Genomic DNA, 4,548 nt, shown 5'->3' with positions numbered 1-4,548 from the left:
TTTTAGCCAGAACAGTAGTGATAGCTGCTGTCAGAGTAGTTTTACCGTGGTCAACGTGGCCGATAGTACCAACGTTAACGTGCGGTTTTGAACGTTCAAATTTTTCTTTAGACATTAGATTGTCCCTCTAAGACACGGAATCGGTGGTTAAACCACATCAACCAAGCAAGAATTTATTTCGCTTGTTTTTTTCAGGAGACAAATCAGGGAGATTAGTGAGAACATAAGGGAAGTGGTGCTGATAGGCAGATTCGAACTGCCGACCTCACCCTTACCAAGGGTGTGCTCTACCAACTGAGCCATATCAGCACATCTTGGAGCGGGCAGCGGGAATCGAACCCGCATCATCAGCTTGGAAGGCTGAGGTAATAGCCATTATACGATGCCCGCAATGAACTCGGCTACCTGAGTTATCAGCTGTTAAACTGTTCCTCAAAATTTTCTCTTAAGAAAATTTCTTGGAGATGGTGGTGGGAGAAGGATTCGAACCTTCGAAGTCTGTGACGGCAGATTTACAGTCTGCTCCCTTTGGCCGCTTGGGTATCCCACCTATCCAAATTGTTAATGGTGCCGGCACCAAGAGTCGAACTCGGGACCTACTGATTACAAGTCAGTTGCTCTACCAACTGAGCTATGCCGGCATCAAGTGCTGCGCATTCTAGGTAGAGTCGGCGCAGGTTGCAACAAAAAAATTAATTTTTTTGTTTGTTCGCTCACATTTTGTTCGCTTTTTGGCTTTTTGTTGATTTTTTAACTATTTTAAGCTTAAAACATCAACAGCAGCTGTTAACTATAGTCCATTATCATTTGGTCAGTAAAGGGAGAAAGAGGCTTAAAATTTTTAAAATTATTATTTTTTATTCGATATCACAATTTTAGCCTCTCATTTTTAGGTGTTTTTTTCATCACTCAGTATCATTTTTTCTGCCTACATCAAAAAAAACTCATAAAAAATAGAAAAAAACCTACGCCTCCCCACTTTCACTCGCTATGATGCTAGCAAATTTTATGGATACGGGTGTTTAGGCAACCTGTCCAACCTGCATAAAATAGGCAGATGTTGGTTTATGAAAAAGAAAGAAAATTTTATTACTACGCCATACTTAGAGTTTGATAGAGAACACTGGGCAACTTTACGTGATTCAGTTCCACTTACATTAACATCGAGTGAACTTCTAGAGTTAAAAGGGATTAACGAAGAACTCTCTATGGAAGATGTTATAGAGATTTATCTACCTTTATCGCGTTTATTGAATTTTTATATCAGCTCAAACTTACGTCGTCAGGCTGTCCTAGAGCAGTTCCTTGGGACTAATGGCGCAAAAGTGCCTTATATTATTGGTATAGCAGGTAGTGTAGCCGTTGGTAAGAGTACAACTGCACGTTTACTACAAGCACTACTCACTCGTTGGCCAGAACACCGTAAAGTTGACTTGATTACAACTGATGGTTTCTTACATCCTAATCAAGTATTAAAAGATAGGAATATCATGAAGAAAAAAGGGTTTCCGCAGTCTTATGATATGCGAAAACTCGTTAACTTCGTGTCGCAAATAAAATCAGGAGCACGTAACGTTAAGGCTCCTGTTTATTCACATTTAACGTATGATATCGTTCCTGACCAAGAACAAATCATTGATCAACCTGATATTTTAATACTTGAAGGACTAAATGTCTTACAAAGTGATATGGATTATCCACAAGATCCTCATCATGTCTTTGTATCTGACTTTGTTGATTTTTCCATTTATGTTGATGCTGCACCTGAATTATTAAAACAATGGTATATCGGTCGGTTTCTTAAATTTAGGCAAGGTGCATTCTCAGATCCTGATTCTTATTTCCATAGCTACTCTAAATTAAGTGAAGATGAAGCTATTAATATTGCAGGGTCTATTTGGGATGAAATTAATGGATTAAATCTTGAAGAAAATATATTACCAACAAAGGAAAGAGCCAGTTTAATTATGACCAAAGGTGAGAACCATACTATTCAGAGTGTTAGATTAAGAAAGTAATTATTTATATTGGCCGGCTTATCTCCGGCCAATAATATATCACTCGTTTGGCCTTAATGATATTTCCCCACCAATATAGGGAATTATTTCTCCATTATCCTTTTGTAGTAATAATGCGCCTTGATCATTAACGCCACGCTCAATCCCTGTAATTATATCATTACCTATCAGTAGCTTAACAGATCTGTTCAGAAAATTATCTAATTTAAACCATCGCTCTAAAAATGGTTTTAGTCCTTCGTTTTCAAATATAACTAAGGATTCTCTTAATGACTTAATAATATTAGCAGATAATTCATTACGCTCTATATTTTCAACTTCATCTCTTAGTGATGACCATTCTTGCGTTATTGATTTTGAACTTTCAATGTTGTTATTATTCATGCCGATGTTAATACCAACACCAATAATAATATGGGCAGCATCTCCTGTTTTACCAGTTAATTCAACAAGAATTCCTGCAAGTTTTTTATCATTCATATACAGGTCATTGGGCCACTTTACTTTCACTTTTTCTTGGCTGATTCTATTTAATACTTCAGCAATTACGATACCCACAACAAGACTTAGTCCCACTGCCGCTGCAGGCCCTTGCTCTAATTTCCAATACATTGAAAGATAAAGATTACAACCAAATGGAGATATCCACTGGCGCCCTCTTCTACCACGCCCAGCACTTTGATATTCGGCTAAGCAAGTGTCTCCTGATTTAAGCTCAGCAATACGCTCTAACATATATTGGTTTGTTGAATCGATAACTGGCTCAACAATAATATCCACACCATCAATTTGGTTTTTAATGGCTTCTTCACTTAATAAGTTGATTTGATATGGAAGCTTATAGCCTTTTCCAGCTATTGTTTCTATGTTTAATCCCCAAAAGCGCAATGTTTTGATATGTTTATTAATTGCAGATCTTGTCATTCCTAATTGTTCACCGAGTTGCTCCCCCGAATGGACCTGAGCATCAGCTAAGATATCAATTAGCTGTAAAGGAATATTAGTTTCTTTCATCGAATATAATCCATTGCATTAACTTCTCCCATTCGGCCGATAAACCTTACTTCTGGCTCTAAATTAATATCAAAGCGCTTTGCTACCGTTTGGCTCACATATTTCGCCAAGTTAGCAATATCTTGCCCTGTTGCGTGCTGTTTATTAATTAACACCAACGCCTGTTGGGTGTGAACAGCAGCGCCACCTATTTGATGACCTTTTAAACCGCACTGGTCAATTAACCAACCTGCGGCTAATTTAATACTGCCATCAGCTTGTTCATATTGAGGACAATTAGGATAAGCTATTTTTATGGCCTGTGCCTTTTCTGCTGAAATAACAGGGTTCTTAAAGAAACTCCCCGCATTGCCCGTTACTGTTGGGTCAGGTAATTTGCTTCTACGTGTTTGGCATACAGAATTAAATACTTGCTCTGGTGTTACTGTATTGGGGTCAAGTTGAGCAAGATCTCCATACATAAGCTTAGGAACCCATTCTTTAGCTAATTTTAGTCCAACACTGATGATGACATAGCCATATTGATACTCATGCTTAAAAATACTATCACGATAGCCAAATTGGCATTCCGCAGCTGTTAGTCGTATTACTTTGCCTGTTTCAAGGGAAAGTACGTCAACATACTCGCATATATCTTTCAGCTCTATGCCATAAGCACCAATATTTTGAATAGGTGCAGAACCCACACAACCCGGGATCAATGCTAAATTTTCTGCACCACAAATACCTTTACTCAATAATGTTTCAAGTAATTGATGCCAATTTTCACCTGCTTGAGTATGAACATACCAATAACTGTTATCTTCTGTTATTTCTATGCCCTTAAGCTGATTAATAATTACAACACCTTCAAAGTCTGCAACAAATAGAACATTACTTCCCCCCCCTAATAATAATACTGGGAGTTGCTGATTTTTAGCCTCGAGCCATTGTTGGAGTAAAGATTCTTGGTTATCCACACAAACAATTGATAATGCTTTTGCTTGAATGCCAAAGCTATTAAATGATTTAAGTTCAGACGTTAGGTTCATTACAGCCTTCAGTACAAATAAAACTAGGATAGGATAAGTCTATCAGGCTGGATTAAGAGTGAATAGCAAGATTAGGAAAATAAGATAATTAGTGAAAATTACGCTATTAACAGAATGCAAAAAGCCACCCAATGGGTGGCTTCTTTATATTTAAAACCTAGCAGTTCCCTACTCTCACATGGGGAGACCCCACACTACCATCGGCGCTACGGCGTTTCACTACTGAGTTCGGCATGGGGTCAGGTGGGACCACCGCGCTATTGCCACTAGGTAAATTCTTTTTAAATGCCGATTGTATGGTGCTGATACCCAGATTCGAACTGGGGACCTCACCCTTACCAAGGGTGTGCTCTACCAACTGAGCCATATCAGCAATATGGTGCGGTCAGTCAGTACTGACACAACCTTAAAATTTAATGTCTGGCAGTTCCCTACTCTCACATGGGGAGACCCCACACTACCATCGGCGCTACGGTGTTTCACTA

General features: G+C 38.6%; 4 protein-coding genes, 5 tRNA genes and 1 rRNA gene. 1 reads left to right on the top strand and 9 read right to left on the bottom strand.

All coding sequences use genetic code 11. From position 1 onward, the window contains the following. The 5 genes from PSF09_RS20325 to PSF09_RS20305 form a co-directional block, all read right to left on the bottom strand. On the bottom strand, positions 1 to 115 hold a 115-nt coding region (locus PSF09_RS20325; RefSeq protein ID WP_232519089.1), incomplete at its 3' end, for a GTP-binding protein. Positions 116 to 233: 118 nt separating this feature from the next. Beyond that, positions 234 to 309 (bottom strand) — tRNA-Thr (locus PSF09_RS20320). A 6-nt stretch (positions 310 to 315) separates the two neighbouring features. Next, positions 316 to 390: transfer RNA gene (locus tag PSF09_RS20315), tRNA-Gly, on the bottom strand. A gap of 75 nt (positions 391 to 465) precedes the next feature. Beyond that, positions 466 to 550, bottom strand: a tRNA-Tyr gene (locus tag PSF09_RS20310). A gap of 15 nt (positions 551 to 565) precedes the next feature. Beyond that, a tRNA-Thr gene (locus PSF09_RS20305) sits at positions 566 to 641 on the bottom strand. Positions 642 to 1,067: 426 nt separating this feature from the next. On the opposite strand from PSF09_RS20305, the gene coaA reads away from it, so the two are divergent. Further along, positions 1,068 to 2,018 (top strand): type I pantothenate kinase, encoded by a 951-nt coding sequence (gene coaA, locus PSF09_RS20300; protein ID WP_109913348.1) that lies wholly within the window; start codon positions 1,068 to 1,070, stop codon positions 2,016 to 2,018. A gap of 39 nt (positions 2,019 to 2,057) precedes the next feature. On the opposite strand, the gene birA is transcribed toward coaA, so the two are convergent. The 4 genes from birA to PSF09_RS20280 all read right to left on the bottom strand — a co-directional run bounded on the left by birA (position 2,058) and on the right by PSF09_RS20280 (position 4,436). After that, positions 2,058 to 3,032 carry a bifunctional biotin--[acetyl-CoA-carboxylase] ligase/biotin operon repressor BirA gene (birA, locus tag PSF09_RS20295; protein WP_272684411.1) on the bottom strand — a complete coding sequence of 325 codons (975 nt, stop codon included), beginning with the start codon at positions 3,030 to 3,032 and terminating at the stop codon, positions 2,058 to 2,060. Next, positions 3,029 to 4,063 (bottom strand): UDP-N-acetylmuramate dehydrogenase, encoded by a 1,035-nt coding sequence (murB, locus tag PSF09_RS20290; protein WP_210840390.1) that lies wholly within the window; start codon positions 4,061 to 4,063, stop codon positions 3,029 to 3,031. Before murB ends, birA begins: the two co-directional genes overlap by 4 nt. A gap of 155 nt (positions 4,064 to 4,218) precedes the next feature. Next, positions 4,219 to 4,334, bottom strand: a 5S ribosomal RNA gene (gene rrf, locus PSF09_RS20285). A 26-nt stretch (positions 4,335 to 4,360) separates the two neighbouring features. Next, positions 4,361 to 4,436, bottom strand: a tRNA-Thr gene (locus tag PSF09_RS20280). Between the last annotated feature and the right edge of the window lie 112 nt (positions 4,437 to 4,548).

Source organism: Providencia sp. PROV141 (assembly GCF_028481645.1).
GTDB lineage: Bacteria > Pseudomonadota > Gammaproteobacteria > Enterobacterales > Enterobacteriaceae > Providencia > Providencia rettgeri.
Note: the sequence above shows the minus strand (reverse complement) of the source record. Positions and strands in the feature narration are given on the sequence as shown.